This window comes from Asticcacaulis sp. (assembly GCF_027484505.1).
Classification (GTDB): Bacteria; Pseudomonadota; Alphaproteobacteria; order Caulobacterales; family Caulobacteraceae; genus Asticcacaulis.
The window spans coordinates 1-14,563 of sequence record NZ_JAIXSV010000021.1; the positions used below are offsets into that span (position 1 = coordinate 1).

Below are 14,563 nucleotides of genomic sequence, written 5' to 3' on the forward strand. Positions count from 1 at the left end.
CGATTTACCTCAGGAGGTAACCATGCAAATAGCACCTTTGGCAAGAGCCAATTTCTACCCTCAGGCGCTAAGCACCTGCCACACTCCCTATCTGCGTGAGTGCCGTCAGTACGCCGCCCATCAGCGCACCGATCATCAGACCCAGACCCAGAATAAGCACTGGCCCGAGGATTTTGGACAGTTTGGATATCCGTTCCAAGGCCTCCGCCTCGCTACGCTCACCGGCGCGACCCAGCATGGGCCCCAGTTGACCGGAGGTTTCGCCAACCTCGCAGAGTTTGAGAATGGCTTTCGGGAATCCCGGCACCTGTCGCAGAGCCTCACTCAGCCGGCGGCCCTGACGGACCGCCTGAACGACTCCGTCTATGCGCTGTCGGGCAACCTCCGAGCCAACGCTTCGCTGGCTGAGGCGGATGGCTTCGGTAATCGCCGCACCACCTGACAGTGTGTCACCTAAGCCCCGTGCAAAACCACCATAGACAAGCCCCCGTACGATGGGCCCCATAGGCCCATCCAGCCACCACTGATCAACAACACGTCTTAGCCCACCGTAGCGGTAGGCCAGAAGGGTGCCAAGGCAGAGGAGAAGCAGGGCTATAGACAGATACCCCCAGCCCCATTGCAAAGCCTCGCTCAGCCAAACGATTATCTGGAAATACACCGGCACGGATTGTCCGGTCTCATCAAGAAGCGGCGCAATGGCCGGCACCACTACAAGCAGAATGACGGTAAGAGCGGCCACCGCCGTGACAAAAACAAAGGCCGGATAACTCAGCGCTTCAATCAGTTGCTGCCGGATGAGGCGCCGGGCCGCCAATACCTTTGCGGCGGCCTCCAGCCCTGAAGGCAAATCCCCCCTCGCCTCGCCCGCCGCGATCAAAGCGCCAAGATGCGCCTGCCCTGCCGGGAACAAAGGGGTCAGGGCCGCTTCAATCGTCGATCCGCTCAGGATCTTACCCGCCGCAGCCTTCAGCCCCTTGCCTTCATCATCCAGAATGCCCAGAGCCGTGCGGATATCCGCCCCTGTACGCAAAAGCACGCTGAGATTGGTCAGCAGCGCCTCAAGGTCTGCGGGTTTGTTACGAAAGACGGAGAGAAACGCGCCACCTGCCAATGGCTTGGTTGCGGCGTAGGGTGTGAGTTTGAGGGGCTGAAGTTGCTGAGCCCGCAATCTGGCAAACGCATCGGCTTCGTCACGGGCATCGATCATACCCTTTGCGACACGCCCAGAGAGGCTCATAGCCCTGTAACGATAGCGGCTAGTCATCCGTCACCGTCAACACATCTTCAAGCGTCGTTTCGCCCTGACAGATCAGATCAAATCCCTCGTCCGTCATGGTACGCAGGCCGAGCGTCCGCCCGTAGGTTTTCAGGACATCGAGACTGGCCCCCTCACCTACACGGGCGAGGAAGAGATCATCGGCCCAGAGGCCTTCAGCCAGCACCAGACGCCCGCTATAGCCCTGTCCCCGACAACGCGGGCACCCGACCGGCCGGAATACTCGAGCTGGGGCTTGCCGTCCCAGACGCTCCGCATAGGCAGCGAGGGCCTCAGAAGGTTTATCTTCCGTTTTACAGGCCCCGCACAGTCGGCGCACCAGCCGTTGCGCCATTACGCCTTTGAGCGAGGCGGCAAGCTGATAGGGCTCGACCCCCATATCGTTCAAACGCGGGGCAACGGCCAATGCCGTATTGGCATGTACGGAAGCGAGCACGAGGTGCCCCGTCATGGCCGCCTGAACCGCCACGGCCGCGGTTTCGGCGTCACGGATTTCGCCCACAAGGATAACATCCGGATCGTGTCGGAGGAACGCCCGCAAGCAAGCGGCGAAGGTCAGACCGATCTGGCTCTGAACCTGGGTTTGCGAGACATGTTCAAAATGCCGCTCGACGGGGTCTTCGACACTGAGGATTTTCTTTCCGGAGCCCTTAAATGCGGCCAGAAGGGCGTACAGCGTCGTCGTCTTGCCCGATCCCGTAGGACCGGTGACCAGAAACAGCCCATGTGGCGTTCGGACGGCGCGTTCAAGAAGCGCTGTGACAGTTTCTGGCAGGGCCAGTGATGCAATATCCTGAGGTGCCTGCGCCCGGTCCAGAAGACGCAAGACGGCCGCTTCACCAAACACGGTGGGCGCGGTCGCAACCCGCACATCAACCGCGCGGCCGGCATTGACGAAGGAGGCCCGTCCGTCCTGAGGGAGCCTACGCTCACCGACATTCAGGTTCGACAGCACCTTGATGCGCGAGACGACAGGCGCAGAAAGATCGCTGGAGGCGGTCATCAGGTCAATCAGATGGCCATCGACACGCAGACGTATCAACAGGTCATGCCTTCTGGGTTCGAAGTGAATATCCGAAGCGCCACGATCCACAGCGGCAGCAAAGGCCGTATTGACGAGTTCTACAGCCTGCCCTTCGACGCTGGCGTCTTCTACCAGTGCCAGATCGCGTTCGATGCGACGTTCATCGAACTCTGGTGACGGCCCCTCGGCCCGCACATCGAAAGCGGTTCGCCAATCCATCACCCGCGCGATCAGAAAGCGCAGTTCCCTTCCGGTGGCAAACCCCAATCCCGCGCGCATCTCCGCGTCAAACGGGTCGCAGACCGCGCAGACGAGCACATCCTCCTCAAGACGCAAGGGCACGGCCCTGACCTTACGCAGAAACTCCGGCCCCAGTCCGAGTGTTTCGGGCTCTATCTCGGAGGGTTCATTTTGTGCGTCCCAGACCCGATACCCCGTGACTGCCGAATAGGCCTCGGCAAGATCGTCGTCCGACAACTGACCGAGTTGGTTGAGCACAAGCTCGACAGGCTGAGAGGAGCGCCTCGCCACAGCTTCCGCTCTCGATATCGCCTCAACGCTTAAACGTCCCGACGCCAGAAGATGATCGAGGACATCATCACGCTGAAAGGTCGCAAAGGCCTCCGTTTCGGAAAAATCCCAGCTGTCGTTCATTATTTCAGGCCTATCTTATCCACACGGGCGTGAGACCAACCCATGTAGAATGTCCTGAACTCAAAGAGATGCCCGGCACGCTCAGGGCCCACGACAAACGGGAGGCCGAAGTATTCGTACGTCCAGGCCGAAGGAAATGCACTACGAAAGAGCGTCACTTCGCGAATGACTTCATTTGTCGTTGCATCGTAAACATCGAGCCGCACAATGCCCCGATTATCTGCCGTAGTGTTATCAAGCAAGATCCGCCAAACCGCCGTCCGGGAGCCTGCAGCGACGTTAACGTAGGGGCCGAATACCATGTGCCCCGGCGGCGAATTGACGCTTGCCGCCCAACCGTCTCCTTCGGCGAACCCAGTATTATGCGGAAGGTTTTCAGCCTCCCAGGAATGAGACCAGCCGTCCCCTAATTCTGGACCACTTTGGGCATCGCTGCTAACACCCACGCGGTCAACGCGCACATGGGCGCCAAACAAATAGAGGGTTGTCAATTCAATCTGATGACCGACCCGGCTCGCATCCATCGAAAAGGGCACATAAAAATGCTGATACTGCCATGAGCCCGCAAACTCGTTTCGACGAACAACACGTGTAGCTAAAACCTGACGAGCAGTAAAATCATACACCTCAAGTTTTACTATGGTGGCATCATCGGCGGTGTTGTTATCGATCAGCATTCGCCATACGCCCACGCGGTCGCCGGGCGGAACGCTCGGACTGTAGGGGCCAAACGTCATGTAATCTGAGGCTGTACTAACGTTAGCTGCCCAGCCGTCATCTTCGGTGAATCCCACGCGGTGAGGTAAATCCTCCGCCTCCCAACTTTGCATGAGCTTGCCAAGCGTCAAGGTAACTTTGGACGTCCGATTGCCCGCTGAATCATAACTGTAACTGGAGTAGCTTCCATCACTCTGCCCCACCGTCGTCAGCCGCCCCAGAGCATCGTAGCTGTAGACCGCTCCGCTCTGCGCAAGCACTGGCGACCAAAGCAACAAAAAAGTAATAAAAGTTAGCGCCTTGTAAAACCGAGTTAAATCCAACACTTCCATTCCCTCCCCTTTTCACCGCTTGACTTCTGAGTCATGGGCAAATTTGAATCACTAACCATCCTATGACCGATGTCACAATTCATACGCGATCGGCTCGCATTCTCGTTCATCCGCTAGACCAACATACGCGTTTCAACAACCAACCCCGTCAAAAGGCTACCGGCCGCCAGAAACGGTCCAAATGGTATACGCCCTTTCCAGCGCGTGAGGACGATGAATACTAAGGCGCCCAGACTGGCCAGACTGAAGGCATAGGCTACCGAAGAGCCGAGCCAAAGGGCCAGAGCCGACATCAGCTTGATATCCCCCTCACCCAAAGCCGCAACGCCGGATCGCCTTTGCAGAATAAACTGTAGCACCTTGAGAACGATAAAGACGCCGGCTGCCCACAACAGGGAGGCCCCCCCCTCGCCCCGCACAACCGACAAGAGACCGGAGAAGACGAGAACCATAAAAACCAACGGATTTGGTAGCCGAAAGGTCTGGATATCGATAAGGCTGAGCGCGAGTAACGCAAACCCCAAGACCCCGACCGCAAGTGCCTGCGGCAGCGGTAGCAGGGATGCACTTAAACCAAGCACAACGGCGCCCGCAAACTCACCCCAAAAGTGGATCGGATCAATCTGAGTCCTGCACGTTCGGCAGCGTCCACCTTGAATTAGAAACGACACCATGGGGATCGTTTCGCTCCAGCGAAGCGGCGTGCGACAGTGATCGCAGACAGAACGCCCGAGGAGATTAGCCTCACCGCGCGTTGAGCGAATGGTTGTATTTGTCACAAAGGAGCCGATAACGAGGCCCACTACGGCACCAAGCGCCGCAAGACATGGTGCCGGGATATCGGGCAGGACGTGGCTTGACGTGAGAGCGCTCATTGTAGGTCCGCCCTTCGTCAACGAACCGTGCCAATGATATCCTGATCGACGCCCTTACCGCCCTCTTTGCCATCCGCTCCAAGGGACGTGACCGTCGCAACGCCGTCGGCGTTCAAAGCGTACACGAGCGGACGTCCCCACGGGTCATTAAGGGACTTCTTGTCCTTCAGATACGGCCCCAGCCACGCCCCTTCCGCTGGCGCTGAGACCAGCGCCGTCAAACCCTCAGACGACGACGGATATTGCCCCATGTCCTCGCGGTAGTTTTCCAGGGCGGCTGTCGTCGTATCGATCTGGAGCGCCGCTGTCTTGGCGCGAGAGCGGGACAACTGTCCGAGCAGCGAAGGTGTCAGGACCGCCGCGATCAGCGAGATGATGAGAATGACCACCAGCATTTCAGTCAGCGTATAGCCGGCCTCGGCTTCCATATCTCTTACAGGACGCATGACGGCATCTCCCTTAAGGTGTAGGTGTCATTGAGTATGACCGCAAAGGGCCTGACCGGGTCACCAGTAAACCGGATGAGCTGCTCACGGACCTCTTGACCCAAGACCGCCCGCAGGCGCCAGACCTGACCATCCCTGGCGGCATTCGCAAAGCCACTAACACGACTGGGTCGATCCTTGTCTGTCGGGCCAAAGCCAAAGGGAGATGCCAGTTGCCGGAAACAGTCATTGACTGGCCATCTAAACCGCGGCTCCGTTCGACCGTCCTTTACGGTCTTGAGGTCATTCGTCGTCACCGACTTAGTGCGATGCGCCAGCGTCACCTCTGACACTTCAGACACCTTATCTATCGGCCACTTATAGGCTTCGTTCTCGGCGACCACCTGAACCGCACGTCCGCCCAGCGTGTAATCACGAGACAGCGCATACTCACCCTCTGAGGCTGTCACCTCCGCCGCAGCACGGGTAAGGGCTTCATCCATGGCGATATCCAGTTCGACCTGAACCAGTTCGCGTTCAGCCCGCTTGCGATCCTGCTGCGCCAGGGCGAGTATCGCTACACAGATGACACTTAAGGCCGCACATAGAATAAGGGCTGTCATGGCGGCGTACCCTCCCTCACTGGACCGGCGCAAGGCGTCGCCCCGCCAGATCGCGAATATCCGCCCCAAAATCTTCCCACTGCCGATTAAACGCAGCGGGATCTCGCAGGATGGTGACCTGAATAAGCACAATCAGTTCGGTACGGTCCTTGTTACGCGCCCTTTGCTTGAAGAGGTTGCCGAGGCCCGGAATGTCCTTCAGCAGCGGCGCTCCCCCCTCGCTATCGCTTTCCGACGAACTGATCAGGCCGCCCAGAGCCACAACGGTGCCTTCTGGGATGATGAGGCTACTCTCTAACTTGCGCTGCTTGATGGTCGGTGAGTCGATGCCGGAGGTCTGGGTCCGGGCGACCGAGCTGACCTCTTGCGTGACATCCATGGCCACCCGGTTGTCGTTCAGAACCCGCGGGGTCACCTTCAGTGTCACGCCCGTGTCCCGGTAGTCTATGGTCGAAACGATGGGGGCATTGCCGCCATTGGTCGATTGGGAGTTCTGTTTGACGATCGGCACCTGATCACCGATCTGAAGCGATGCCGTGGCGTTTTCCCGCGCCGTCATCTTGGGGGCGGAGACAATGCGGACCTTGGACTTGGAACTAAGGGCGTTGAGCGCCGCCTTGATATCGCTTCTCAGATAGTTGACAGAAAATCCGGGTGCCTGCGGGGCAAGGCTCGTGGAGTCGGTCGTGTAGTTCGAGAGACTGAGCGCGCCATTGATCGTTTGCCAGTCCACCCCGAAACTGAACTCGTTATTCAGCGTCACTTCGACAATGGACGCTTCGATCGTCACCTGAGCCGGCTCGCGATCGACTTCGTTGAGCACGCTCTGGATGCGGACACGTTCCGCTTCCGGGGCGCTGACAATCACCGTATTGGTCTCCTTGTCCGCAACGATACGAATACTGCTGTCCGTATTCGTGTTCGTTGCCTCTGACGCCGGGGCGGTCGTCGCACTCTCTCCTGCCGGTGTTTCCCGGCTGGTCGAGGTTTCGCGGCTGGCCACGCTGCTAAGACCTAAAAGTTGATTAAGAGTGCGAGCCAGGGCTTCGGCCGATACACCTCTCGGGCGATAGACCAGAAAACTCAGAGCCTGATCGGTCGAGGGCACATCAAGACGGGTCACCCAGCCACTCAGTTCATCGAGCACCTCTTTCGAGCGCGAGAACGCAAACACGCCGTTGAGCCGCTTCATAGGCGCGATGGTCACCGATCCTGTGCCTGAGGCCTTGAGCATCTTCTCAAGATCGCCCGCCACCGTGGTCGCGCTGGCATTGCGTAGCGAAAAGAAACGGATGCGAGCCTCAGACAAGGTGCTCTGGTCAAAGAGCCTGATCGAGGACATCGCGCTTTCGATCTCATCTGCCGTGCCGCCCAGAAGAATCAGCGACAGCTTGTCCGAACTGAAGAGGACAAGTTTCTCGCGCGACAGGCTTTCCAGCACCTTGGCGACTTCAGAGGCAGCAGCGTACTGAATCGGGACCGCCCGGACCTGATACCCCACACGGCTCAGACGGCTCGACCCATCATTAATGGCCGCACCCACGGAGGCATTGGCGATGGGTCTGACCACCAGAGTCTCACCTTCGCGCACGATCGCCGTATCATAGGCATTGAGTGCACCTTCGAAGGCCGCAAGGAGCTGAGGCTTCGTCAGGCGCTGGTCTATCCGGAAGCTCATCTTGCCCGTGACGCCCGGATCAACGCGGTAATTGACACCAAGGCCGTTGCCGAGAATTTCCTCAGCGACCTGCGCAATATCGGCGTCCTTGAAGTTATAGCTAAAGGCCGCAGGCCGGGCTTGCGCAGTGTTTTGCGCCAGTACCGGTGAGACGAGCATCCCCGATGTCATTGTCAGACAGACGGCAAGGCCTGTCGCTTTCATCCACTGTAATTGCATTATCCTGCCCCGCCCGCTGCGGGCTCATTGATACTGATCGTGCGCGCACCCACCGGGGTGTCAAAGCGCACGGCACTGGACCCGACCTCGATCAGAACCAGTTCATCCCGAGTTTCACCGATACCCATCCAAACAGCGGGCTGACCATCCACCGAAACGAGGGCGGCTCTACGACCGGGCGATATTGAGATTCCGATCAGTTTGACCGCCTTCTCCTTGTAGGCATTCGCGCCCGTTAACATAACAAAGATGGGCTGCTGACTGAGTAAAGTGACATCCGAAAGGGCAGCACCGGCGGCAATGGGCCCTGCCTTCGGCAAGGCTTTAAGCTGCGACTGGATAAGGTCGAGACGTGCATTTACAGGTTGGGCCGGATCGGCCACGAACACCGCGACCCCGCCAAGGCTCGCGGCAATGGCGGTCCCCAGCGCCATCTTTTCCCAATCAATTACCGGCAAAAGACACGCCCCTTCAGATCGAGTTCAACCGCGTCGGTTTTATTGCGCACCGAGACTGAGTCCAGAAACAGTATCGGACGGAACTTCGAAAGCCCATTGAGCCCATTGACCATCGCCTCGTATTGTCCGCTGGCTTTGATCGAAACCGCATAAGCCTGAAGAGGTGAACGGGTATCCGTCGCTTGCGGCGGGGCGATATCGAGAGCCGTCACCTCTAAGCCACTGCCGCCCAGAGCCAGACCCAGTTGGTCCTTATAACCTGCAAAGAGCTTACCGCCACAGACACTCCCCGCCGGAAAGGCCTGAACGTCCCCCGGCGCCCGTGCAGAGGTCTGAAGCGACTTGAGTTGCGCTTCCATGTCCGCCAGCTTCCTTTCGGCTTCGCTGGGAACACTAAGTGCATAAAGGCCCAATGAGACGGCCAGCATTCCCGCGGCGGCCAGTCCCACCGGCCAGAGGTCGCTCAATGAGGAGGTATGGCGTTTGGGTTTAGAGGAGAGGCTGATCACGGGACCCGCTCCGTCGATACGGGCGTGGTCGCGCGAGGCTGGCTGTAGACCCAAAGCGAGACACCCCGTCGCACGGGTTTTGGTGACTTTTGCAAATCCACAGAACCCGCCTTCAAAGGCACGGCCTCGCCCCGCACCTCCAGTGCCCAGTCTCCACGGTCCCAGTGGAACGCCTCAATCCGTGCAGACGGGTCACGTGAGATCGTCACGGTGCGCAGCGCATTCACCACGCCCTGAACATCGCGGCCCTGAAGCTCAAGTTCAGAAAGCGCCTGTGCATTCTGGCGGGTCTTGACCAGCCCTGCATTCAGTTTCGTCATCCGCTCAATCTGCGGCTGGAGTTGCGCAAAGCGGTCCTCGACCTCAGCGCGACGTTTCAGGACAAGCCCTATCTGGAGCACTAGCGACAATACGACGACGACGATGGCGCCCAAAAGCCAGGCCCGCTGGCGCAACTGAGCCGCCTGTGCTGTCTTAGAGGCAATCTCGACCTTTATCGGCTGGCCCTGCACATCGACCGTAAACGAAAGGCCCTGAGGCGGAACATTGCCCTTCAGATACACGGCCGCAAAGCGACCCGACTCTTTCGGCCGCCAAGGCTTCAGGCGCTTCACCACAATCGTCAGACCGCCGCCGCTCATCCCCGCCATGGGCGAGGTATGACGCGCGTCGAGCTGAGCGGCTTTCTCCTGATCCCACGGGAAGGCCGGCGGCGTCGTAATCACGCGCGTAAACGGCTTGATCTCACCCGGTTGTGCATTGAGCGCGTTCAAGGCCCCTCCCCCGCGGACTGCGATGCTTGCGCTTCACCACCTTGCGGTCTGCGGCACGCCCGGGAGATCATGTCGAACTGACAGTCTGCGGGATGATCCACTTTAAGCTCGATCGCGCCAGCTACCCTGCCCTCTTTGTCGAGTACAATCAAGGCGTTTAATCGCTCTTTGGTGGCATATCCTGAGGTTTCTTCCGAAGTGGCTGGCAATGGCCATTGCGATGTTTCCTGACCCGCCACCACATAGCGAAACTGATACCCTTTCGGAGGCTTTTTCTCGCACGGCTTCTGGGCACTGGGCAGGCAGCTTAACCCCTGCGGCGTCGCTGAAAACTGGTCGGCATAGAGGGGTTCTAAGGCGTTTAGCTCCGCCTGCAGACGTTGCACACCGTCCCGGCGCGCTTTAGCCACGACGACCTGTTCGACCGTCCGTTTTTGGTCCTTAGCTGAAAGTCTTGCCAGTTGCAGGACGCCCGCGAGAGAAAGACTGATAACCAGCAGGGCGATAACCGCCTCGGTCAGCGTAAAGCCGTCGTCATTGCCCGACCTCATGGCACAGTCCCTTCGCAGGGACGCAGACCGCTCAGGCGGTAACTGCGTTTGAACCGTACATGCTTTAGCGCCAGAGTCACCCGACACGCGTTTAACGTGCCGACAGGTTCTTTGGATATGTCCGCCTGATAACGAAACCCTGACACCTCTCCGCTTTGCGTGCCCGGCGTCTTGGGAACCGTCGCCATCAGGTAGGAAAACGCGGTGGCCGCGGCACGATCCGTTTCGGCTCTCTGGCGATAGCTCCGCGACAGGCCAAGGGCTGTGAGAACGACGGCCGCCGTCAGGGCGATAATCATCACGCCCGTCACCGCATCGATCATGATAAACCCGTCGTCGTCTGATCTCTTCGGCAAAACCCTACCCCCCTACGTCAGCGGGATGATAACTCAGGGCTTTTGTCCGCTCAACAAATTGGTGTATTCAATCACCATGTCTGAGGGCGGGTCATCACAGTTAAAGAATGGTCAGAAGGCGTTTGGCCTGCTTCTGGCCGTTTGCCTGCACCTCGGCCTGCTCTACGTGTTTGCCATTTCATCCTCAAAGGGTCTGCCGATAGAGGGCGTGGACGGAAGCGAAGGCGATCTGATGCAAGGCTCAGAGATCGCCATGGATGTCTCCCTGATGGAGGCCACGGCTCCCATGTCATCGCCGGACACACCCAACTCGACATCAGCGGAGGAGAAATTCATAGCGATGTCAGAGGCAACGCCTGCCGATACCGCCGTCGCGCTGACGGTTGCGCAACCCAAGGCAAGTTCATTGGCACAAGCCTTAGGAGAAGAGGTGTTTACCCCAAAAGGGGCTGAAACTGCCAACGGTCTCAAAACCGATGCGGCGACCTCAATGGTCAAGGTCGAGGGCCGTGACCGCAAAACGCCTAACGACCTTTGGAAGGCAATCGAGCCGTGCTGGCGGAGGATTGCCGATAAGGACACTCAGCCCGTGACGCTTGAAGTGACGTTCTCGCCTCTCGGTAATCTCGCGAAACCGCCAGCTATCAAACGCGATCCAACCGTGCCGCTGACCGACAACGCTTTGAGATCAGAATCTCAAGCAATCACAGCGCTCTCTCAGTGTGGCCCTTACATGATGGCGTACGGGCAGTCAGGAATCGAAGTGAACTTCCCCAAGCGTTAGACATCGAGACCTTACAGACTTGAAAGTCAGTTGCGCTGGCCCCATAGAGGCCCAAGAGCCACCGAATTACCCTGCCGTGCTCACAGGCCGAGGCGCTGGACGACCGCCTCAAGGGCATCTGGCCCGCTGAGACCAAACTGCACCGTCAGGCCTCCGACCGCATGCGCCGCGCCTATGTCGAGGCCCGATACTCGTCCGACTACACCGTCACCGACGAAGAATTCGACTGGCTCACCGAGCGCGTGAAGCTATTGCAAGAGACTGTTGCCGCTGTCTGCCAAGATCGTCTAAATCCACCGCACCTCGCAGATTAAACTGTAAATACAAAGAGATAACGGCCGCGTGCCTCAACATGCGTGCCGCGAACCTCTCGTTCCAAGTACGCAAACCCTTATTCTGTAAGGGTTACAGAACTTAAAGCGTAAGCCTACGGTGTGGCTTGCAATTACCCATAACTTTGGCCCGCGGCGATCTCAGTGCCAAGCAGTATATCGGCCAAGCGGCGTAGGCCGCGCCATACAACGGCATTCCCGGGCGGCGGGTCAGACGTCCTGGCTAAATACCCTCCCAATCGGGCAAGTTTTGCCGGTATAACTGGAGGGTCGCCGGCTTCGCGCCGCGGTTACCTGTATTGCTGACAAGCCGGTCGAGGGCTGTAATTTCCGGTGTTGATAAAGCTACAGTGGGTGAGGCGTCTGGAGCGGTTCTGGCAATCATAGTCAACCAAAAGACCCGCCAACTAACGATGCAGAAGACGCCGACCAGGTTCGCGAGGCGATCCGCAGTCCTTATTTTGCATCCTCGGCGCGGCATCCTGATTTTAGGATCTTGTGGAAGACCTCGATCTTCCATCGCATGGCATACCAACGGATTTTCTCTACTGCCTGCTCGAAGCTGGACGGCTCTAAAAACCCCTCGTCAAGAGGGAGGGATCATGATTCACTGATCTGGGTTTTGCATCGGGGATTTCGATGAAGGGGCAGGCTGGATTTTTTGATGTTGAAGATCGCCTGAAGCGGCTGAGTGATCTCGGCGACCAACTCGAGGCCTACGGCAGGCTTGTTGATTTCGAAGCTTTTCGTCCGGCGCTACAGGCTGCTGTGGGTTATGGTGACGGTGCCAAGGGTGGCCGTCCACCCTTTGACCCCGTCATGATGTCCAAGATCTTGGTCATTCAGACACAGAACAATCTGGGCGACGATCGGACTGAGTTTCTCATCAATGACCGGCTGTCTTTCATGCCCTTCCTTGGCCTGGGTCTCGGAGACAAAGTGCCTGACGCCAAGACGATCTGGTTGTTCCGCGAGCGTCTGGTCAAGGCCGGAGCGATTGAGGGCCTGTTCAAGCAGTTCGACACGCTGATCCGGGATGCGGGCTATATTGCGATGTCGGGGCAATTGATCGATGCCACGGTTGTGGCGGCGCCGAAGCAGCGCAATACTCAGGAGGAAAAAGCCGATCTGAAGAAGGTGTTATTCCTGCTGCCTGGAAAGCCAAGCCAGCCAAGGTTCGGCAGAAGGACCGGGATGCGCGGTGGACGGTCAAATATACCAAGGCCAGGGTCCGCGAGGACGGTTCCAAGCCTGCCGTTGATCTGGCTATTCCGGCTTTTGGTTACAAAAACCACGTCAGCACGAATCGACGGTTTGGCCTGATACGGACCTGGACGGTGACGGATGCAGCCGCGTTCGACGGCGCACGCCTTCCTGATCTGCTGGATAAGACCAACACAGCCAAAGTGGTGTGGGCGGACACCGCCTATCGCTCATTGAAGAATGAGAAGGCCATGGAAGACAACGGCTTCAAGTCTGAGGTTCATCGCAAGAAGCCAAAGGGCAAAGCTGTGGCCCAGCGCATACTGAAAGCCAACAGCCGCAAATCCCAAATCCGCGCTCATATTGAGCACGTCTTTGCGGTTCAAAAGCACAAGATGGACCTGTTCGTCCGCACCATCGGGATCAAACGGGCCTGGCTCAAGATCGGCATGGCCAACATTGTCTACAACATGAAGAGATTGACCTGGCTCGAAGGTCGAACTGCGCCTGCATGACGCCGATGCGGGGACAAAAGCGACAAGATCGGCCCACTATCAGTCCAACAAATGGCCACGACCGGGGACCAAACGCCCTTACGCCTCGAATGACGCCAGCAGCCGTGAAATCAAATGGCTTTTTAGAGCCGTCCAGCTGGTGGAGCGTTTCTTCAATAAGCTCAAGCAGTTTAGGGGAATTGCCACACGATATGACAAAAATCCCCTTAACTTCCTTGCCGCTGTCAAGATTGTAGCCTCTCGCATCTGGATCAGAGCGTTATGAGTCTGCTGCCTAATTCACAATGTCAATGAACCAAGACTAACGCACACGCCAACGTTTGCGAAAAAACTCTTTTGCTCCGCCCTTGACAAATTTTCCGCGCATTATGCCTTCAAATCTGGGTACAGATTGTGTATGGGTTCAATAACACACTCATTAATCTTCATAAAAATATCATACACATTGTTCCTAAAAATTCTATTTTCCTCCTCCGAAATAGTCATTCTAAGAATATCAACGATTTCACTTAAAGCCTGTGTAGACGCACTACACTTAGAAATAATCAACTTTGCGGAATCCTTGTCTAATCCATCAAAATTATTCATAATTTAAACTTCTTAATGAATAAAATGTGAAGGTTCGAATTAAAATTGTCGTTCCGGGCGCGCTCTTGCTCTTCTCGTTTACGCTGCTCACGCTCTTGCTCTCTCTGGCGCCTCCTTTCCTCCTGACACTCATGATTGCATCTCTGAATTCTAGGTCCATAATCACTACCGCTACCTGGCAAACTATCGGGATCGTCAACGAACTTATCACGGCACTTATTGACGCAGTCTTTATAGTCTTCCGCAGCCTCTCTGTCGCGCTCTTCATCATCAGCTTCATTATTTTGAATAATTGAGCCGGCTAAGTCTCCAATCCCACGGACAGTATCTCTCACTGCGTCTCGGCATTTATCCCAAAAGGCGCATCCGCCAACAACTGCAACAGTACCAACTGCAGCGCAGCCAAGTGCCTGCGGGCCAACACAAAATGGAGCAGCAGCTACGCATTGAGGACAATTACCCGTTGGATCCGTCTTGTTCACCGGATCCCCTGCGGTGTACCCATACAGGTTCAGATCATCATCGCTGCCGATGGGGTCAGTTTGTAAAAAGCGTCCGTGGATGGGGTCATAGACGCGGGCCTTGTAGTAGTAGAGCTGCGCTTCCGGCAGCACGGTCTGACCCGTGTAGCGGAAACGGCTGCCTGAGAAGCTCGTCTGGTCCGCCGC

Annotated in this window: 15 protein-coding genes and 2 pseudogenes; 4 read left to right on the top strand and 13 right to left on the bottom strand. The window is 57.4% G+C overall.

The window, feature by feature from the left end:
• Positions 1-67: 67 nt before the first annotated feature.
• The 12 genes from Q0072_RS01280 to Q0072_RS01335 all read right to left on the bottom strand — a co-directional run bounded on the left by Q0072_RS01280 (position 68) and on the right by Q0072_RS01335 (position 10,440).
• A complete protein-coding gene (locus Q0072_RS01280; RefSeq protein WP_298324604.1) occupies positions 68-1,210 on the bottom strand; it encodes a type II secretion system F family protein in 1,143 nt (380 codons plus the stop codon).
• Between the two features lie 49 nt (positions 1,211-1,259).
• The gene (locus Q0072_RS01285) at positions 1,260-2,957 is read right to left on the bottom strand and encodes a GspE/PulE family protein (protein ID WP_298324606.1); all 1,698 of its coding nucleotides are present in this window, start codon (positions 2,955-2,957) and stop codon (positions 1,260-1,262) included.
• Positions 2,957-4,006, bottom strand: coding sequence for a hypothetical protein (locus tag Q0072_RS01290; protein WP_298324609.1), 1,050 nt, complete (start codon positions 4,004-4,006; stop codon positions 2,957-2,959). Before Q0072_RS01290 ends, Q0072_RS01285 begins: the two co-directional genes overlap by 1 nt.
• 113 nt (positions 4,007-4,119) lie before the next feature.
• Complete coding sequence (locus Q0072_RS01295; RefSeq protein ID WP_298324612.1) at positions 4,120-4,881, bottom strand: A24 family peptidase; 762 nt, start codon at positions 4,879-4,881, stop codon at positions 4,120-4,122.
• 17 nt (positions 4,882-4,898) lie between these two features.
• On the bottom strand, positions 4,899-5,327 hold the full coding sequence (gene gspG / locus Q0072_RS01300) for a type II secretion system major pseudopilin GspG (RefSeq protein WP_298324615.1): 429 nt from the start codon (positions 5,325-5,327) through the stop codon (positions 4,899-4,901).
• Complete coding sequence (locus tag Q0072_RS01305; protein ID WP_298324619.1) at positions 5,315-5,929, bottom strand: hypothetical protein; 615 nt, start codon at positions 5,927-5,929, stop codon at positions 5,315-5,317. The genes gspG and Q0072_RS01305 overlap by 13 nt, the downstream gene beginning before the upstream one ends.
• A gap of 16 nt (positions 5,930-5,945) precedes the next feature.
• A complete protein-coding gene (gene gspD / locus Q0072_RS01310; protein WP_298324622.1) occupies positions 5,946-7,766 on the bottom strand; it encodes a type II secretion system secretin GspD in 1,821 nt (606 codons plus the stop codon).
• Between the two features lie 59 nt (positions 7,767-7,825).
• Entirely contained in the window at positions 7,826-8,284 is a 459-nt protein-coding gene (locus tag Q0072_RS01315) for a hypothetical protein (RefSeq protein ID WP_298324625.1), read from the bottom strand.
• Positions 8,275-8,793, bottom strand: a complete 519-nt coding sequence (locus Q0072_RS01320; protein ID WP_298324628.1) for a GspMb/PilO family protein — start codon at positions 8,791-8,793, stop codon at positions 8,275-8,277. The genes Q0072_RS01315 and Q0072_RS01320 overlap by 10 nt, the downstream gene beginning before the upstream one ends.
• Positions 8,790-9,566 (bottom strand): hypothetical protein, encoded by a 777-nt coding sequence (locus Q0072_RS01325; protein WP_298324633.1) that lies wholly within the window; start codon positions 9,564-9,566, stop codon positions 8,790-8,792. Before Q0072_RS01325 ends, Q0072_RS01320 begins: the two co-directional genes overlap by 4 nt.
• Complete coding sequence (locus Q0072_RS01330) at positions 9,563-10,117, bottom strand: prepilin-type N-terminal cleavage/methylation domain-containing protein (RefSeq protein ID WP_298324636.1); 555 nt, start codon at positions 10,115-10,117, stop codon at positions 9,563-9,565. The genes Q0072_RS01325 and Q0072_RS01330 overlap by 4 nt, the downstream gene beginning before the upstream one ends.
• Positions 10,114-10,440 (bottom strand): hypothetical protein, encoded by a 327-nt coding sequence (locus tag Q0072_RS01335; protein WP_298324639.1) that lies wholly within the window; start codon positions 10,438-10,440, stop codon positions 10,114-10,116. Before Q0072_RS01335 ends, Q0072_RS01330 begins: the two co-directional genes overlap by 4 nt.
• On the opposite strand from Q0072_RS01335, the gene Q0072_RS01340 reads away from it, so the two are divergent.
• The 4 genes and pseudogenes from Q0072_RS01340 to Q0072_RS01355 all read left to right on the top strand — a co-directional run.
• Positions 10,439-11,257 carry a hypothetical protein gene (locus Q0072_RS01340; protein ID WP_298324642.1) on the top strand — a complete coding sequence of 273 codons (819 nt, stop codon included), beginning with the start codon at positions 10,439-10,441 and terminating at the stop codon, positions 11,255-11,257. The genes Q0072_RS01335 and Q0072_RS01340 overlap by 2 nt on opposite strands.
• Before the next feature lie 161 nt (positions 11,258-11,418).
• Positions 11,419-11,571 carry a hypothetical protein gene (locus Q0072_RS21860; RefSeq protein WP_366941765.1) on the top strand — a complete coding sequence of 51 codons (153 nt, stop codon included), beginning with the start codon at positions 11,419-11,421 and terminating at the stop codon, positions 11,569-11,571.
• Between the two features lie 657 nt (positions 11,572-12,228).
• Positions 12,229-13,307: pseudogene (locus Q0072_RS01350) on the top strand (IS5 family transposase).
• Positions 13,308-13,422: 115 nt separating this feature from the next.
• Positions 13,423-13,572 (top strand): annotated as a pseudogene (locus Q0072_RS01355) (IS5/IS1182 family transposase); the annotation flags it as partial.
• Positions 13,573-13,891: 319 nt separating this feature from the next.
• Here Q0072_RS01355 and Q0072_RS01360 read toward each other — a convergent pair.
• Positions 13,892-14,563 (bottom strand): RHS repeat-associated core domain-containing protein (locus Q0072_RS01360; protein WP_298324645.1); only part of this gene is annotated, 672 nt, incomplete at its 5' end.